The organism is Streptomyces sp. NPDC001941 (assembly GCF_040296945.1).
Taxonomy (GTDB): domain Bacteria; phylum Actinomycetota; class Actinomycetes; order Streptomycetales; family Streptomycetaceae; genus Streptomyces.
In genome coordinates, this window is sequence record NZ_JBEOYE010000017.1 from 31,341 (window position 1) to 46,511 (window position 15,171).

At 72.5% G+C, this 15,171-nt stretch carries 13 protein-coding genes and 1 riboswitch; of the genes, 7 read left to right on the forward strand and 6 right to left on the reverse strand.

Annotated elements, in window-relative coordinates:
* Positions 1-6 precede the first annotated feature (6 nt).
* The 3 genes from ABT160_RS14785 to ABT160_RS14795 all read right to left on the reverse strand — a co-directional run bounded on the left by ABT160_RS14785 (position 7) and on the right by ABT160_RS14795 (position 3,160).
* Positions 7-927: a 1-phosphofructokinase family hexose kinase gene (locus tag ABT160_RS14785; protein ID WP_351647469.1), complete on the reverse strand. Its 921-nt coding sequence runs from the start codon at positions 925-927 to the stop codon at positions 7-9.
* 131 nt (positions 928-1,058) lie between these two features.
* Positions 1,059-2,204 (reverse strand): N-acetylglucosamine-6-phosphate deacetylase, encoded by a 1,146-nt coding sequence (nagA, locus tag ABT160_RS14790; protein ID WP_351647470.1) that lies wholly within the window; start codon positions 2,202-2,204, stop codon positions 1,059-1,061.
* Positions 2,204-3,160 carry an ROK family protein gene (locus tag ABT160_RS14795; protein ID WP_351647473.1) on the reverse strand — a complete coding sequence of 319 codons (957 nt, stop codon included), beginning with the start codon at positions 3,158-3,160 and terminating at the stop codon, positions 2,204-2,206. The genes nagA and ABT160_RS14795 overlap by 1 nt, the downstream gene beginning before the upstream one ends.
* Positions 3,161-3,358: 198 nt before the next feature.
* On the opposite strand from ABT160_RS14795, the gene ABT160_RS14800 reads away from it, so the two are divergent.
* The 3 genes from ABT160_RS14800 (at position 3,359) to otsB (ending at position 6,105) form a co-directional block, all read left to right on the forward strand.
* Positions 3,359-4,639, forward strand: a complete 1,281-nt coding sequence (locus tag ABT160_RS14800) for an ABC transporter substrate-binding protein (protein WP_351647475.1) — start codon at positions 3,359-3,361, stop codon at positions 4,637-4,639.
* A 253-nt stretch (positions 4,640-4,892) separates the two neighbouring features.
* Positions 4,893-5,177, forward strand: a complete 285-nt coding sequence (locus ABT160_RS14805) for a DUF3263 domain-containing protein (RefSeq protein ID WP_351647477.1) — start codon at positions 4,893-4,895, stop codon at positions 5,175-5,177.
* Between the two features lie 73 nt (positions 5,178-5,250).
* Positions 5,251-6,105 carry a trehalose-phosphatase gene (gene otsB / locus ABT160_RS14810; protein WP_351647478.1) on the forward strand — a complete coding sequence of 285 codons (855 nt, stop codon included), beginning with the start codon at positions 5,251-5,253 and terminating at the stop codon, positions 6,103-6,105.
* A gap of 74 nt (positions 6,106-6,179) precedes the next feature.
* On the opposite strand, the gene ABT160_RS14815 is transcribed toward otsB, so the two are convergent.
* The 3 genes from ABT160_RS14815 to ABT160_RS14825 form a co-directional block, all read right to left on the reverse strand.
* On the reverse strand, positions 6,180-7,580 hold the full coding sequence (locus ABT160_RS14815; RefSeq protein ID WP_351647480.1) for an alpha,alpha-trehalose-phosphate synthase (UDP-forming): 1,401 nt from the start codon (positions 7,578-7,580) through the stop codon (positions 6,180-6,182).
* A 125-nt stretch (positions 7,581-7,705) separates the two neighbouring features.
* Positions 7,706-9,451 carry a DUF7927 domain-containing protein gene (locus ABT160_RS14820; RefSeq protein WP_351647482.1) on the reverse strand — a complete coding sequence of 582 codons (1,746 nt, stop codon included), beginning with the start codon at positions 9,449-9,451 and terminating at the stop codon, positions 7,706-7,708.
* 165 nt (positions 9,452-9,616) lie between these two features.
* Positions 9,617-10,558 (reverse strand): glucosyl-3-phosphoglycerate synthase, encoded by a 942-nt coding sequence (locus tag ABT160_RS14825; RefSeq protein WP_351647484.1) that lies wholly within the window; start codon positions 10,556-10,558, stop codon positions 9,617-9,619.
* Between the two features lie 165 nt (positions 10,559-10,723).
* A riboswitch (SAM riboswitch) is annotated at positions 10,724-10,866 on the forward strand.
* Here ABT160_RS14825 and thrC point away from each other — a divergent pair.
* From thrC to groL, 4 genes are all read left to right on the forward strand, one after another.
* Positions 10,860-12,182, forward strand: coding sequence for a threonine synthase (gene thrC / locus ABT160_RS14830; protein WP_351647586.1), 1,323 nt, complete (start codon positions 10,860-10,862; stop codon positions 12,180-12,182). (Overlaps the previous riboswitch by 7 nt.)
* Positions 12,183-12,226: 44 nt before the next feature.
* Positions 12,227-12,505, forward strand: a complete 279-nt coding sequence (locus ABT160_RS14835) for a MoaD/ThiS family protein (protein WP_351647486.1) — start codon at positions 12,227-12,229, stop codon at positions 12,503-12,505.
* A 410-nt stretch (positions 12,506-12,915) separates the two neighbouring features.
* Positions 12,916-13,119, forward strand: a complete 204-nt coding sequence (locus tag ABT160_RS14840) for a cold-shock protein (RefSeq protein WP_003986833.1) — start codon at positions 12,916-12,918, stop codon at positions 13,117-13,119.
* A 392-nt stretch (positions 13,120-13,511) separates the two neighbouring features.
* A complete protein-coding gene (groL, locus tag ABT160_RS14845; RefSeq protein WP_351647488.1) occupies positions 13,512-15,134 on the forward strand; it encodes a chaperonin GroEL in 1,623 nt (540 codons plus the stop codon).
* The last annotated feature ends 37 nt before the right edge of the window (positions 15,135-15,171 follow it).

Here is a 15,171-nt window from a genome sequence, read left to right on the forward strand (position 1 = left end):
ACGCCCCTACGCGGCGCTCGCGTGCTCCTCGACGGTGACCTGCCCGAGGATGTCCTCGTAGGCCGCCGCGTCGAACTCGCCCGCCGCCGGGGCCAGTACGGTCGCCGCCGACAGCGCCACCGCCCGGGCCAGCCGCGCCGGCCAGTCCAGGTGCGCGCCGGACAGCAGGGCCGCCACCGCGGAGTCGCCCGCGCCCGTCGGGTTGCCCCGCAGCCCCGAGGGTGGGGTCGCCCGCCACACCCCGTCGGGGGTGGCCGCCAGCATGCCGTCCGGGCCCAGTGAGGCGACCACGGTGCGGGCGCCGCGCCGCCGGGCGTCCCGGGCCGCGCGCAGCGGCTCGCGGGAGCCGGTCAGCCGGGCCAGTTCGTCGGTGTTCGGCTTCACCAGGTCGGGGCGGGCCGCTATGCCCCGGCGCAGCGGCTCCCCGCTGGTGTCCAGGAGGACCGGTACGCCCGCGGCGCGCGCCTGCCGCACCAGGTCGGCGTAGGCGCCCACGTGGACGCCGGGCGGCAGGCTGCCGCACAGGGCGACCGCCTCGGCGGAGCCCAGGAGCTCGGCGTAGCGGTCGGTGAAGGCGGTCCACTCGGCCGGGCCGATCACCGGGCCCGGTTCGTTGAGCTGGGTGGTGTCGCCGGTCGTGGCGTCGACGACCGCGAGGGTGCGGCGGGTGGCGCCCGCGGTGGGCACGAGCGCGTCGCGCACCGGGAGCGGGGCGAGCAGCGACCGCAGGACCTCACCGGTCGGGCCGCCGGCGAACCCGGTGACCACGCTCTCGTGGCCGAGGGCGGCGAGCACGCGGGCGACGTTGAGGCCCTTGCCGCCGGGCCGCTCGGCCACCTCGGTGACGCGGTGCGAGGCGTGCGGGACGAGGGCGGGGACCCGGTAGGTCAGGTCGAGCGCGGTGTTGAGCGTGACCGTGAGGAACACCTGACGCACCCCCGCGCTTTCCCGGCCTGTCACCGCCTGTCGCCTTGTCGGCCACTGATCATGCCAAACGGACGGCGGTTGGCCCAGACCCCCGGGCCCGCCCGCCGTCCGTCACGGCCGCGCGGCGCGGCTCAGCCCAGGTCGGGCTCGACGATCCATTCGCCCTTGCGCATGACTCCCCTGAGCGTGAAGTCCGCGTCCAGGACGACCAGGTCGGCGTCCTTGCCGGGCTCCAGCGAGCCGACCTTGTCGTACACGCCGAGCAGCCTGGCCGGGTTGGCGGAGATGGCCTCGACGGCCGCCTCGACGGGCAGCCGGTCGACGGTGACCGCGCGCTTGAAGGCGGTGTCCAGGGTGAGGGTGGAGCCGGCGATGGAGCCGCCCTCGACCAGCCGGGCGACGCCGTCCTTGACCTCGACGGCCATCGGGCCGAGCTGGTAGGAGCCGTCGCCGAAGCCGGCCGCGTCCATCGCGTCGGTGATGAAGGCGGTGCGCGAGGAGCCCTTGTGGTGGAAGGCGAGCTCCAGGGCGGCGGGGTGCAGGTGGGTGCCGTCGTTGATCAGCTCGACGGTGATCCGGTCGTCCTCCAGGAGGGCGGCGATCGGGCCGGGGGCGCGGTGGCCGAGCGGGGGCATCGCGTTGAACAGGTGGGTGGCGACGGTGGCGCCCGCGTCGATGGCCTCGACGGTCTGCTCGTACGTGGCGTCGGTGTGGCCGATCGCGGCGATGACGCCCTGCTCGGCGAGCAGCCGCACGGAGTCGATGCCGCCGGGCAGCTCGGTGGCGAGGGTGACCATCTTGGCGGTGCCGCGCGCGGCGTCGATCAGCTTGCGGACCTCGGCCGGGTCGGGGTCGCGCAGCAGCGTCTCGTCGTGGGCGCCCTTGCGGCACGGGGAGATGAACGGGCCCTCGAAGTGGATGCCCGCGATGTCGCCCTGCTCGGCGATCTCGGAGAGCAGCCCGGCGCGCTGGGCGAGGAAGTCCATCTCGCCGGTCACGAAGGAGGCGACGACCGTGGTGGTGCCGTGCAGCCGGTGGGTGTGGACGCCGGTGAGGACGTCCTCGGCGGTGCCGGAGGTGAAGGAGGCGCCGCCGCCGCCGTGGTTGTGCATGTCCACGAAGCCGGGGACGACCCAGTGCCCGGAGAGGTCCAGGGCCGGGGTGTCGGCGGGGGCGCTGCCCGCGATGCGGCCGTCCTCGACGATCACCCGGCCGCCGTCCACGACGCCGGTCGGCAGCACCACGCGGGCGCCGGTGAGAACCTTGCGATCGGCCATCAGGCGGAAACCTCCGAGTCGGTGGGGGCGTTGTCGGTGGTGGTGAGCAGGTCCCAGGCGAGGAGTCCCGCGCCCAGGCAGCCGGCGGTGTCCCCGAGGGCCGCCGGCACGACGGCGGGCAGCTTCTGGAACGTCACGCGCTCCTCGACGGCCGCCCGGAGGGGTGTGAACAAGGTTTCCCCGGCCTCGGCCAGTCCGCCACCGATGATCAGGGTGCGGGGGTCCAGCAGGGTGAGGGCGGTGACCAGGCCGGCGGCGAGCGCGTCGACGGCGTCCTGCCAGACGCGTACGGCCCTGGGGTCGCCGGACTCGACGGCCTTGGCGCAGTCGGCGGCGTCGGCGTCCTCGTCGCCGCTGGCGGCGGCCCAGGCGCGGGTGACGGCGGAGGCGGAGGCCAGGGTCTCCAGGCAGCCGCGCTGGCCGCAGCCGCACTCGGGCCCGTCCGGGCGCACCACGATGTGGCCGATCTCGCCCGCGTACCCGTGGGCGCCGGCCTCGATGGCGCCCGCGATGCCGATGGCGCCGGCGATGCCGGTGCCCAGCGGGACGAAGAGGAAGCGGTCGGCGCCCTTGCCGGCGCCGATGCGGCCCTCGGCGAGGCCGCCGGTGCGCACGTCGTGGCCCAGGGCGACGGGGATGCCGCCCAGGCGCTCGCCGAGCAGGGCGCGCATCGGGACGTCGCGCCAGCCCAGGTTGGCGGCGTAGACGGCGATGCCGTGCTCGGCGTCGACGATGCCGGGGACGGCGACGCCGGCGGCCGCCGCGCCCTCGCCGTACCGCTCCTGTCCGTAGGCGCGCAGCTCGGCGGCGAAGTCGAGGATGGTCTCGACGACGGCGTCGGCGCCGCGCTCCCTGCCGGTGGCCCTGCGCGCCTCGTGCAGCAGCGTGCCGTCCGCTCCGACCAGGGCGGCCTTCATCCCGGTGCCGCCCACATCCAGGGCGATGACGTGTCTCACGGAGGACAGTGTCGCGTGTTCACCCGCGAAAGGTCTAGTCCACTGCTGTGGATTGTTGCGCCCCCATACAAATTACGCCCCGCCCGGGCGTGTCGCGGCCGGGGCTTTGCGCGGCGTTGCGGAAGCGATACCCGTATGGTGTAGACCTCATCCCTGCGGATGGGGGAAGATCGCAGCTCATTCCGTACGGGTTCGAAGGTGGACAGGGCTGTGCAGCGGCACATATCGGTACTCACCGCGGCGGTCGCCGCACTCGGTATGACGGCAACGTTGTCGGGCTGCGGAACCGGCGGGGGCTCCGGCGACGTCACGCTCAAGCTGGTCGCCGCCGACTACGGCCACGGCTCCGAGGACGGCTCGCAGAAGTACTGGGACGACCTGGCCCGGGCCTACGAGAAGAAGAACCCCGGCATCAGGATCGACGTCAAGGTGTACGCCTGGAAGGACGTCGACCGCGAGGTCGCCACCATGGTCAAGAACGGCCAGGCGCCCGACATGGCCCAGATCGGCGCCTACGCCGACTACGCCAAGGAAGACCGGCTCTACTCCGCGGACAGCCTGCTCAGCGTCCCCGTGCAGTCCAACTTCCTCACCCAGCTGCGCGACGCGGGAACGGTGCGCGGCACCCAGTACGGCATGCCCTTCGGCGCCAGCACCCGGCTGCTCTTCTACAACAAGAAGCTCTTCAAGGACGCCGGCGCCGAGCCGCCCACCACCTGGGACGAGCTGCGCAGGGCCGCCGCCAAGCTCAAGGCCGACGGGGTGAAGTACCCCTTCGCGCTGCCGCTGGGCACCGAGGAGTCCCAGGCCGAGACCATGATGTGGATGCTCAGCGGGGGCGGCGGCTACCAGGACGAGAACCGCACCAGCTACCGCATCGACTCCGCGCAGAACGTGAAGACGTTCACCTGGCTCAGGGACGACCTCGTCGGCAAGGGCCTGACCGGTCCGGTGGTCCCCGGCAAGCTCGACCGCGCCCAGGCCTTCGACGCCTTCACCAAGGGCGACGTCGGCATGCTCAACGGCCACCCCACGCTGATGCAGAAGGCCGCGAAGGCCGGGATCGACTACGGGATGGTGCCGCTGCCCGGCACCAGCGGCAAGGCCCGCGCCACCATGGGCGTCGCCGACTGGATGATGGCGTTCAAGCAGAACGGCCACCGCAAGGAGACCGGCAAGTTCCTGGACTACGTCTACAACGACGCCAACGTCCTGGCCTTCTCCCGCGAGTACGACATCCTGCCGGTCACCGTGACCGGCAGCGACGAGCTGCGCACCGACTCCCAGCACGCCGACCTCAAGCCGTTCCTGGACGCGCTGCCCAACTCCGAGCTCTACCCGTTCTCCCAGGTCTCCTGGGCCAAGGTCAGCGAGACCGTGAAGCAGGAGATCGGCAAGGCCGTCCAGCCCGGCGGCAACCCCGCCGCGGTCCTCGCGAAGATCGCCGGCAAGGCGCGGGACGCCGAGGCCGAGGAGTAGGACCTGTCCGGTCGATCATGCCGAAACGGGGTGCCGGGTGCCTTGTGGTCCTGGTGAGCGGTGGCTGGTGCGTGCGATCGCAAGGCGGAGGAGGGAGGCAACGCGGAGCGTTGTTGACCGCTCGACAACGCCGCGAGCGTGCGTGCCAGGCGCCGCGGCCCAGGCGTGATCGACCGGACAGGTCCTAGGCGGGCGGCCGCCCCGAGGGGCTTCCCGCGGGGCGGCTGTCAGTGCCGGTCGCTATGTTTCCCCCATGAGCGACCGTACGAGTGACCGCGCGAGCCCGGCGGACGGGCCCGGCCCCGGTCCCGCCGCCGGGCTCGGCGAGCGCGAGCGCGCCGTCCTCGCCGTGGAGCGCCGCTCCTGGCCCGGCCCCGGGGCCAAGGAGCGCGCGATACGCGAGCGGCTGGGGATGTCGCCGGTGCGCTACTACCAGCTGCTCAACGCGCTGCTCGACGACGAGCGGGCGCTCGCCCACGACCCGGTGACCGTCAACCGGCTGCGCCGGGTGCGCGAGGACCGGGCCCGGCGCCGCTGACGGGCGGGCGCGCGGGCGTCCACGCCCCGGGACGCCATGGTGGTGCCCCGCGCGCGCCGATAGGGTCACGGGCATGGGCAGTTCACCGGAGTCCGCGGACCCCTTGCCGCAGCCCCTGACCACCGCCGGGCGCGACGGCCTCGCCGCGCTGCTCGCCCACCCCGAGCGGGCCGTCGTCGCGCTCGACTTCGACGGCACCCTCGCCGAGATCGTCCCCGACCCCGAGCGGGCCCGGGCCCACCCCGGGGCGGTGGCCGCGCTCGCCGCGCTTGCGCCCCGGGTCGCCTCCGTCGCGGTGGTGACCGGCCGGCCGGCCGGGGTCGCCGTGCGCTACGGCGGCTTCGCCGGGGTGCCGGGCCTGGAGCACCTGGTGGTCCTCGGGCACTACGGCGCCGAGCGCTGGGACGCCGTCACCGGCACCGTGCGGGCCGCCGCCGCGCACCCCGGGGTGGCGTCGGTGCGGGCCGAACTGCCGGGCTTCCTGGACCGGTTCGGGGCCTGGCGCGGGACCTGGATCGAGGAGAAGGGGCGCGCGGTGGCGGTGCACACCCGGCGCGCCGAGGACCCGCAGGGCGCCTTCGAGGCCCTGCGCGGCCCGCTGGGCGAGCTGGCCGCGCGCCACGGCCTGGTCCTGGAGCCGGGCCGGATGGTGCTCGAACTGCGGCCGCCCGGCATGGACAAGGGCGTGGCCCTCGCGGAGTACGTGCGGGAGGTGGGCGCCGAGTCCGTCCTGTACGCCGGGGACGACCTGGGCGACCTGCCGGCGTTCGGCGCGGTGGAGAAGCTGCGCTCGGACGGGGTGGCCGGGGTGCTGGTGTGCAGCGGCTCCGGCGAGGTGCCCGAACTGGCCGAGCGCGCCGACCTGCGGGTGCCCGGACCGGCGGCCGTGGTGGGACTGCTCGGCGCGCTCGGGTCCGCGCTGGCCTGACCCTGACCCTGGCCCTGACCCGCCCGGACGGCCAGGCTGACCCGCCCGGACGGGCCGGGCGGGGGAGGCAGGTCCTAGTCCAGGGCGTGCAGCTGGTCCAGGAACCACTTCTCCGGGGGCAGCGCCGTCGCCGCCGAGGACAGCCGCCGGGTGCGCTCGGCGCGCTCGTCGTCGGGCATGGTCAGGGCCTCGTGCAGGGCGCGCGCGGTGCCCGTCACGTCGTACGGGTTGACCACCAGGGCGTCCGCGCCCAGCTCCGCGTACGCCCCCGCCTCCCGGGACAGCACCAGGACGCAGCCGTGGTCGGAGACCACCGGGACCTCCTTGGCCACCAGGTTCATCCCGTCGCGCACCGGGTTGACCAGCGCCACGTCGGCGATCCGGTACGCGGCCAGGGAGCGGGCGAAGTCGTCCTCGACGTGCAGCACGACCGGGGTCCAGCCGGGCGTCCCGTACGCCTCGTTGATCTCCGCCGCGAGGCGGGAGACCTCCTCGGTGTAGGCGCGGTAGACCGCGAGGTCCTGGCGCGAGGGGTAGGCGAAGGCCAGGTGGACGACGCGCTCGCGCCACTCGGGGTGCTCGTCCAGCAGGGCCCGGTAGGCGTGCAGGCCGCGCACGATGTTCTTGGACAGCTCGGTGCGGTCCACCCGGACGACCGTGCGGCGGCCGGGGCCGATCTGCTCGCGCAGTGCCGCCATCCGCTCGGCCACGTCCGGGCGGCGGGAGCGCTCGCGCAGGAAGTCGGCGTCCGCGCCCAGGCCGTGCACGCCCAGCTCGGTGTCCCCGGTGCCGCCGACGACGGCCTCGCAGCAGGCGGCGAAGGCGTCCGCCCAGCGCCGGGTCAGGAAGCCGAGCCGGTCCGCGCCGAGCATGCCGCGCAGGAGCTGCTCGGCGATGTCGTCGGGCAGCATCCGGAAGTAGTCCACCGGCGCCCACGGGGTGTGCGAGAAGTGGCCGATGCGCAGGTCGGGGCGGAGCTCGCGGAGCATCCCGGGGACCAGGGCCAGGTGGTAGTCCTGGACCAGGACGGCCGCGCCGGGGCCCGCCTGGTCGGCCAGGGCCCGGGCGAAGAGCCGGTTGTAGGTCTCGTACGCCGCCCACTGGCGGCGGAACTCCGCGTCGAAGACGGGCTCCAGCGGGGTCTGGTACAGCAGGTGGTGGACGAACCACAGCACCGAGTTCGCGATGCCGTTGTACGCGTCGGAGTGGACGTCCGGGTCGATGTCGAGCATCCGCACCCGGCGGCCGCCGGTGTCCGCGTCCGGCAGGTCGCCGCCGCCCGCGCGCCGCACCGCCTCGCGGTCGCCGTCGCCGAGCGCGGAGCACACCCAGAGCGAGTCGGTGTCCGGGCCGATCGCGGAGAGGCCGGAGACGAGGCCGCCCCCGCCGCGCCGTGCTTCGAGGGTGCCGTCGGCGCCGCGCGCGTACGACACGGGACCGCGGTTGGACGCCACCAGAACCTGTGCGGAAGCCATGGGGACGAACCTAGCCCGTCGCACAAACGCTCAAACGTGCGGCCGGGCCCCGCGGTGCGGGGCCCGGCCGTGGGGAGCGCCGTTTCCGGTCAGGAGTGGCTCGGGTGAGGCTCGGGGGCGGCCGGTCAGTGGTGGCCGCGGCGCCCCCGGGTCGCGGCGACCGCCACCGCGCCGACCCCGGCCAGCGCGATGCCCAGGCCGCCGAGCAGCCACAGCTGCTCGCCGCCCGCGCCGGTCTCGGCCATCTGGCCGCCGTCGGTGCCGCCCGCGGCGTCCTGCGGCGGGGTGGGGCGGCCCTGGTCGGTGCGGGACGGGCGCGGGGAGGGCCCGTCGCTGTGCGAGGGCTTGGGGGACGGAGAAGGCTTGGGGGACGGCGGGGTCTGGACCGGCGGGAACACCGGGGAGCAGGCCGGGTCGGTGGCGCCGTCCTCGCAGTTGGTCCGCGGGGTGTCGGCGACCACGTCGTTGGTCAGCTTGCCGTCGCCGCTGACCGGGTCGTTGACGGTCACCGAGTAGGTGATCGTCGCGGTCCTGCCGGTGGGCACGGTGCCGGTCCAGGAGAGCTTCGGCGCGGCGTAGCGGACCGTGCCGAGGGTGGCCCTGGCGTCGCCGTCGTACACCGCGTCGTCGAGCAGGTCGCTCAGGTCGTCGCTCAGCCGGGCGCCCGGGTAGTCGAGCGAGGAGATGTTCTTCGCGGTGATCGTGTACGTGAGCTTGTCGCCCGGCTTCACCCGGGTCGGGGACGCCGTCTTCTTGATCTCCAGGTCGGGCACCGGCACCGAGAAGGCCAGGGCCTGCGGCACGTAGGTGTCGCCGCGGGTGCGGAAGGTCAGGTCCGCGGAGTCGGCGCCCTCGGGGATGGTGTCGCCGGGGACCTCGAAGGTCTTGGCGTCGATGGAGAAGTTGTTGGCGTCGCAGGGGTCCGTGCAGCCCTCGGCGTGGCTGTTGAAGAAGTTGTTGGCCCCGCCGCCGCTCTCCGGGTCGGTCATCCGCCGGGCGTTGACCAGGAACTGGTCGCCGGTGACGTTGGCGTCGCCCTCGTAGGCGGTGACGCTGGCGCGCAGGTCCTTGGAGCCGGAGCGGTAGAACCCGTCCACGGTGATGGTGGTGTCGGGGTCCTTGGACTGCTGCACCACGTGCCCGCCGTAGACGTACACGTGGTGGCGGTCGGGCGCGTACTGGGCGTTGGGGGCGTCGTACTTCCACACCACGGTCAGCGACCAGCCGCCGACGCAGCCGTTGCCGGTGGGGGCCCAGACGTTGCCGACGGCGACCGGGACCGGGCTGCCGGTGGCGACCCCGGCGAAGGCGGCGGTCACGTCGGCCTCGGCGGTGTAGTAGTGCGGGCCGCCCACGGCCGCCGGGGTGCGCACCGCGTCGGCCACGGTGACCGGGGCCTCGGGGCGCGGGCCGACCTTCAGCACCGGCCGCGAGGTCAGCGGGTCGCCGGCGGGCGAGGTGGCCCGGCCGGCGGTGTCGCAGAACTGGACCTGGTTGTTGCCGAGCTTGTACGTGCCGTCGTTGCCGCCCCAGAACAGCCGGGCGTACGCGACCCTGGCGCCCGGCGGCACGGTGATCGTGGCGGTGCTGGAGTCGAGCACCGGGGAGGCCAGGCCCGCGGTGTCGGTGTACCGCATGGCGAACTGGTTGTTGTTCTCGCTGCTGGTGCCGGTCTGGGCGGCCTCGCAGCGGGCGGCGACGTCGGCGGGGGTGTCGGGGCACTGGAGCACTGTGTTGCCCAGGGTGATGAAGTCCCCGTAGACCGCGGCGTCGTACCGCTTGGCGAAGGGCTCGACGACGACGGAGGACGCGGGTGCCGCCGTGGCCACCAGCGCCGTCGCGGCGGTCGCCGCGCCAAGCAGGAAGCGCATTCCATGTCTGAACCACATAAAACGGAAATCTAGGCAGTACGCCCGGCCGACCCCGCGCGCCACGCGAGGGGGCCGTCCGAGGTTGCGCCGGGAGGCGGGCACCGGCCACCCTTGCCGCCCCGTCCGGCCCCGCCCCGCTCCCGCGCTCCCGGCGGGACCACGCGACTACGCCACCCGGCGTCGCGCGTACTCCGCGATCTCCGCCATCGGCGGGCGCTCCTCGGTGTCCACCGGGTACGTCCGCGGCTCGAAGCCGTCCTCGCCGCGCTCGAACTGGGTGAGCACCGGGCGCACCAGGTGTCCGCGCGAGAGCCGCAGCTGCGCCGTGCGGTAGATCGCCGCCGCCATCCGGCCCAGCGCCTGCCCGTCCTGGTGGCGGTGCCTGCGCACCCCGACGTCCACCTGCGCCAGCGCGTCCAGGCCCACCGTGTGCAGCGCGTCGACCAGCAGGCCCAGCTCCACTCCGTAACCGACCGGGAAGGGCAGCCGTTCGAGCAGCGAGCGCCGGGCCGCGTACTCGCCGCCCAGCGGCTGGACGAACCCGGCCAGCATCGGCCAGTGCAGGTTGAGCAGCGGGCGCGCCACCAGTTCGGTCACCCGGCCGCCCTGACCAGGGGTGTCGCCGAAGGGGCGGTCGTACATCGCCTTGACGAAGTCCACGTCGGGATCGGTCAGCAGCGGGCCGACGATCCCCGAGACGAAGTCCGCGGAGAACTCCTTGAGGTCCGCGTCCACGAAGCAGACGACGTCCCCGCCGGTCACCATCAGTGACCGCCACAGGACCTCCCCCTTGCCCGGCACCGCGGGTATCCGGGGCAGGATCGCGTCCCGCGCCACCACCCGGGCCCCGGCCGCCGCGGCCACCTCGGCCGTGCGGTCGGTGGAGCCCGAGTCGATCACCACCAGCTCGTCCACCAGCGGGACCGCGGGCGACATCAGCTCGCGGCGGATCACCGTCACGATGTCCCCGACGGTCGCCTCCTCGTTCAGCGCCGGGAGGACGACGCTCACCGTCGTCCCGCGCTTGGCGGCCAGCACCTGGCCGAGCGTGCGGTCGGCGGCTGACCAGGAGCGGGCCTTCAGCCAGCGCTCCACATCTTCGAGCACGGTCTACTACTCCCCGGTGTCTGAAATCGGTGCGTGTGATCCATCTCGCGGTTCGGACGACTATCTCAACCGTCCGGGCCTTCGGTTACAGTCTTGAACAACGCGGATGTCCGTCGCATGTCGGGGGTCGGTCCGCCACTCACAACCGCACACACAACCGCATACCGCTCATCCAGAGGGGCAGAGGGAAACGGCCCGTTGAAGCCCCGGCAACCCTCCAGCCGGTCTCGTTCTCATCCGCGAGGCTCCCGGCTAGGGAAGGTGCCAAATCCGTCTCATGGCGAAGTGCGCCATGAGGAAGATGAGGAGAAAGGGCCTCGCCATCATGGCTGTACAGACCGTCGCACCCGCCGCCAGCGCCGCTGCCACCGTCGACCTCGGACCGGCCTCCGGGCTCTCCTGCCGCGAGTGCGGCACCCTCTTCCCGCTGGGACCGATCTTCGCCTGCGCCGAGTGTTTCGGCCCCCTCGAGGTGGCGTACGACTTCCCCGCCGAGGGCCCCGAGGCACTGCGCAAGCGCATCGAGGACGGCCCCGAGAACATCTGGCGCTACGCGCCGCTGCTGCCCGTCCCCTCCGACGTGGCCGACAAGCCCAACCTCAACCCGGGCTGGACCAAGCTGGTCAAGGCCGACAACCTGGCCCGCGAGCTGGGCGTCGAGCCGGGCAGGCTGTTCGTCAAGGACGACTCCGGCAACCCGACGCACTCCTTCAAGGACCGCGTCGTCGCGCAGGCCCTGGAGGCCGCCCGCGCCTTCGGCTTCACCACCCTGTCCTGCTCCTCCACCGGCAACCTGGCCGGCGCCGTCGGCGCCGCCGCCGCCCGGGCCGGCTTCCGCTCCTGCGTGTTCATCCCGCACGACCTGGAGCAGGGCAAGGTCGTCATGGCCGCGGTGTACGGCGGCGAGCTCGTCGGCATCGAGGGCAACTACGACGACGTCAACCGCTTCTGCTCGGAGCTCATCGGCGACCCGCTGGGCGAGGGCTGGGGCTTCGTGAACGTCAACCTGCGGCCGTACTACGGCGAGGGCTCCAAGACCCTGGCGTACGAGATCTGCGAGCAGCTCGGCTGGGTCATCCCCGACCAGCTGGTCATCCCGATCGCCTCCGGCTCCCAGCTCACGAAGATCGACAAGGGCCTCCAGGAGCTGATCAAGCTGGGCCTGGTCGAGGACAAGCCGTACAAGATCTTCGGCGCCCAGGCCGAGGGCTGCTCCCCGGTGTCCGCCGCCTTCAAGGCCGGGCACGACGTGGTGCGCCCGCAGAAGCCGAACACCATCGCCAAGTCCCTCGCCATCGGCAACCCGGCCGACGGCCCCTACGTCCTGGACATCGCCCGCCGCACCGGCGGCGCGGTGGAGGACGTGAACGACGAGCAGGTCGTCGACGCCATCAAGCTGCTCGCCCGCACCGAGGGCATCTTCGCCGAGACGGCGGGCGGCGTGACCGTCGGCGTGACCCGCAAGCTGGTGGAGGCCGGGCTCCTCGACCCGACCCTGACCACGGTGGTCCTCAACACCGGTGACGGCCTGAAGACCCTGGACGCGGTGGCCGACACCTCCCAGGCCACGGCCACCATCAAGCCCTCGCTGGACGCCTTCCGCGCCGCGGGCCTGGCCCACTGACACCCGACGCACCCTTCCCGAGGCTTCCCGAGAGGTACCGCACCATGAGCGTGAACGTCCGCATCCCCACCATCCTGCGCACCTACACCGGCGGCCAGTCCGAGGTCCCGGCCGAGGGCGCCACCCTCGCCGAGGTCATCGCCGACCTGGAGAAGAACCACGCGGGCATCGCCGCCCGCGTCCTGGACGACCAGGGCAAGCTGCGCCGCTTCGTGAACGTGTACGTGAACGACGACGACGTCCGCTTCGAGCAGGGCCTCGACACCGCCACCCCGGACGGCGCGGGCGTCTCGATCATCCCCGCCGTCGCCGGTGGCTGCTGACCACACCGCGTGACCCGTATTGCCCCCTCCGCGAGAGAAGCGGAGGGGGCAATTCTGCATGGTTGAACGCGATAGAGTGTGGGAAGCCCCTTCCGCTGCCCGTGCCACGCGCATATCCGAGTGCGCCCCTCGCGCGACAAGAAGCAGCCAAAGTGTTCGAGCACGTTGCCCCTTATGTGGTTTTTGCCGGGCCCGACTTGCCCTGGAATTCAAGGAATTCACCGCATTCTTCCGATGGGCCGTGCCCAGAATTCTCGTCCGATTGACCTGTTGCAGACGGCAGTTGGACAGATACATTCAGCGGCGGTCGACGCGTTCCGGCGCACGTCCGCTACCTGTCGGCGGGCGAGGTCTGACCCGGGCCCGCGAAGTGCGGTCCTGTGCAAGGGCCAGTAATAGGGGAGTTAGGCATGGCTCAGGGCACCGTCAAGTGGTTCAACGCGGAGAAGGGGTACGGCTTCATCGCGGTCGACGGTGGTGCGGATGTATTCGTCCACTACAGCGCGATCCAGATGGACGGGTACCGCACCCTTGAAGAGGGTCAGCGGGTCGAATTCGAGATCTCGCAGGGCCAGAAGGGGCCGCAGGCGGACATGGTCCGCGTAGCCGGCTGAAGCGCCGACTGACTGCAGCAACGTGAGAAGGGCCCGCGTCCACCGGACGCGGGCCCTTCCGCTTGCCCGGGGGACGCGTCCCGGGGCGCGACCCGGGGGCGCCGACCCCGGGTCGCGGCCGGGTCCGGGCCGGGTCCGGGCCGCGTCCGGACCGTGCCCCGGCCGGGTCCGCTCGCACGTCGAGAGGGCAGCTCCTCGAAGTCGCTTGCACTCTCCTAGGGCGAGTGCTAATCATTGGCGTTAGCACTCTCCGAGTGAGAGTGACAGAACTTGGATCGGTCCTGTGAGGTCGGCGACCCGGGTGGGAAGGAACCACACGGCGAGCCGGCCGTCCGTCGCGGGCACGGGTGCCGATCCGGAGAAATCCACCCCGTCCGGGAGGACCACTTCACATGGCCAAGATCATCGCGTTCGACGAGGAGGCCCGGCGCGGCCTGGAGCGCGGCATGAACCAGCTCGCCGACGCCGTCAAGGTCACCCTTGGCCCCAAGGGTCGCAACGTCGTCCTTGAGAAGAAGTGGGGCGCCCCCACGATCACCAACGATGGTGTGTCCATCGCCAAGGAGATCGAGCTGGAGGACCCGTACGAGAAGATCGGCGCCGAGCTGGTCAAGGAAGTCGCCAAGAAGACGGACGACGTCGCCGGCGACGGTACGACCACCGCCACCGTCCTCGCCCAGGCGCTCGTCCGCGAGGGCCTGCGCAACGTGGCCGCCGGTGCCAACCCGATGGCCCTCAAGCGCGGCATCGAGAAGGCCGTCGAGGCCGTCTCCGGCGCCCTGCTGGAGCAGGCCAAGGACGTGGAGACCAAGGAGCAGATCGCCTCCACCGCCTCCATCTCCGCCGCCGACACCCAGATCGGCGAGCTCATCGCCGAGGCCATGGACAAGGTCGGCAAGGAAGGCGTCATCACCGTCGAGGAGTCGCAGACCTTCGGTCTGGAGCTCGAGCTCACCGAGGGCATGCGCTTCGACAAGGGCTACATCTCGGCGTACTTCGCGACCGACATGGAGCGTATGGAGGCGTCCCTGGACGACCCGTACATCCTCGTCGTCAACTCCAAGATCTCCTCGGTCAAGGACCTGCTCCCGCTCCTGGAGAAGGTCATGCAGTCGGGCAAGCCGCTGCTGATCATCGCCGAGGACGTCGAGGCCGAGGCCCTGTCGACGCTGATCGTCAACAAGATCCGCGGCACCTTCAAGTCCGTCGCCGTCAAGGCCCCGGGCTTCGGCGACCGCCGCAAGGCCATGCTGAACGACATCGCCATCCTCACCGGCGGCACGGTCATCTCCGAGGAGGTCGGCCTCAAGCTCGAGAACGCCGGCCTGGACCTGCTGGGCCGCGCCCGCAAGGTCGTCATCACCAAGGACGAGACCACCATCGTCGACGGTGCCGGCGAGAGCGAGCAGGTCGCCGGTCGCGTGAACCAGATCCGCGCCGAGATCGAGAACTCGGACTCGGACTACGACCGCGAGAAGCTCCAGGAGCGCCTGGCGAAGCTGGCCGGCGGCGTGGCCGTCATCAAGGCCGGTGCCGCCACCGAGGTCGAGCTCAAGGAGCGCAAGCACCGCATCGAGGACGCCGTGCGCAACGCGAAGGCGGCCGTCGAGGAGGGCATCGTCGCCGGCGGTGGCGTGGCCCTGCTGCAGGCCTCCTCGGTCTTCGAGAAGCTGGAGCTGTCGGGTGACGAGGCGACCGGCGCCAACGCCGTGAAGCTCGCCCTGGAGGCCCCGCTCAAGCAGATCGCCGTCAACGGTGGCCTGGAGGGTGGCGTTATCGTCGAGAAGGTGCGCAACCTTCCCGTCGGCCACGGCCTGAACGCCGCCACCGGTGAGTACGTCGACATGATCGCCGAGGGCATCATCGACCCCGCCAAGGTGACGCGCTCCGCGCTGCAGAACGCCGCGTCGATCGCCGCGCTGTTCCTCACCACCGAGGCCGTCATCGCCGACAAGCCGGAGAAGGCCGCCGCGGCCGCTCCGGGCGGCATGCCCGGCGGTGACATGGACTTCTGATCGGCCCCGGCTGATCACCCGTCCTGACACGACGAAG

Coding starts and splice junctions, on each gene's coding strand:
- nagA (WP_351647470.1), bottom strand. CDS start 2,204: ATGGCCGATCGCAAGGTTCTCACCGGCGCCCGCGTGGTGCTGCCGACC.
- ABT160_RS14805 (WP_351647477.1), top strand. CDS start 4,893: ATGAGCGACCGTACGAGTGACCGCGCGAGCCCGGCGGACGGGCCCGGC.
- otsB (WP_351647478.1), top strand. CDS start 5,251: ATGGGCAGTTCACCGGAGTCCGCGGACCCCTTGCCGCAGCCCCTGACC.
- ABT160_RS14815 (WP_351647480.1), bottom strand. CDS start 7,580: ATGGCTTCCGCACAGGTTCTGGTGGCGTCCAACCGCGGTCCCGTGTCG.
- ABT160_RS14820 (WP_351647482.1), bottom strand. CDS start 9,451: ATGCGCTTCCTGCTTGGCGCGGCGACCGCCGCGACGGCGCTGGTGGCC.
- thrC (WP_351647586.1), top strand. CDS start 10,860: ATGAGGAGAAAGGGCCTCGCCATCATGGCTGTACAGACCGTCGCACCC.
- ABT160_RS14835 (WP_351647486.1), top strand. CDS start 12,227: ATGAGCGTGAACGTCCGCATCCCCACCATCCTGCGCACCTACACCGGC.
- ABT160_RS14840 (WP_003986833.1), top strand. CDS start 12,916: ATGGCTCAGGGCACCGTCAAGTGGTTCAACGCGGAGAAGGGGTACGGC.
- groL (WP_351647488.1), top strand. CDS start 13,512: ATGGCCAAGATCATCGCGTTCGACGAGGAGGCCCGGCGCGGCCTGGAG.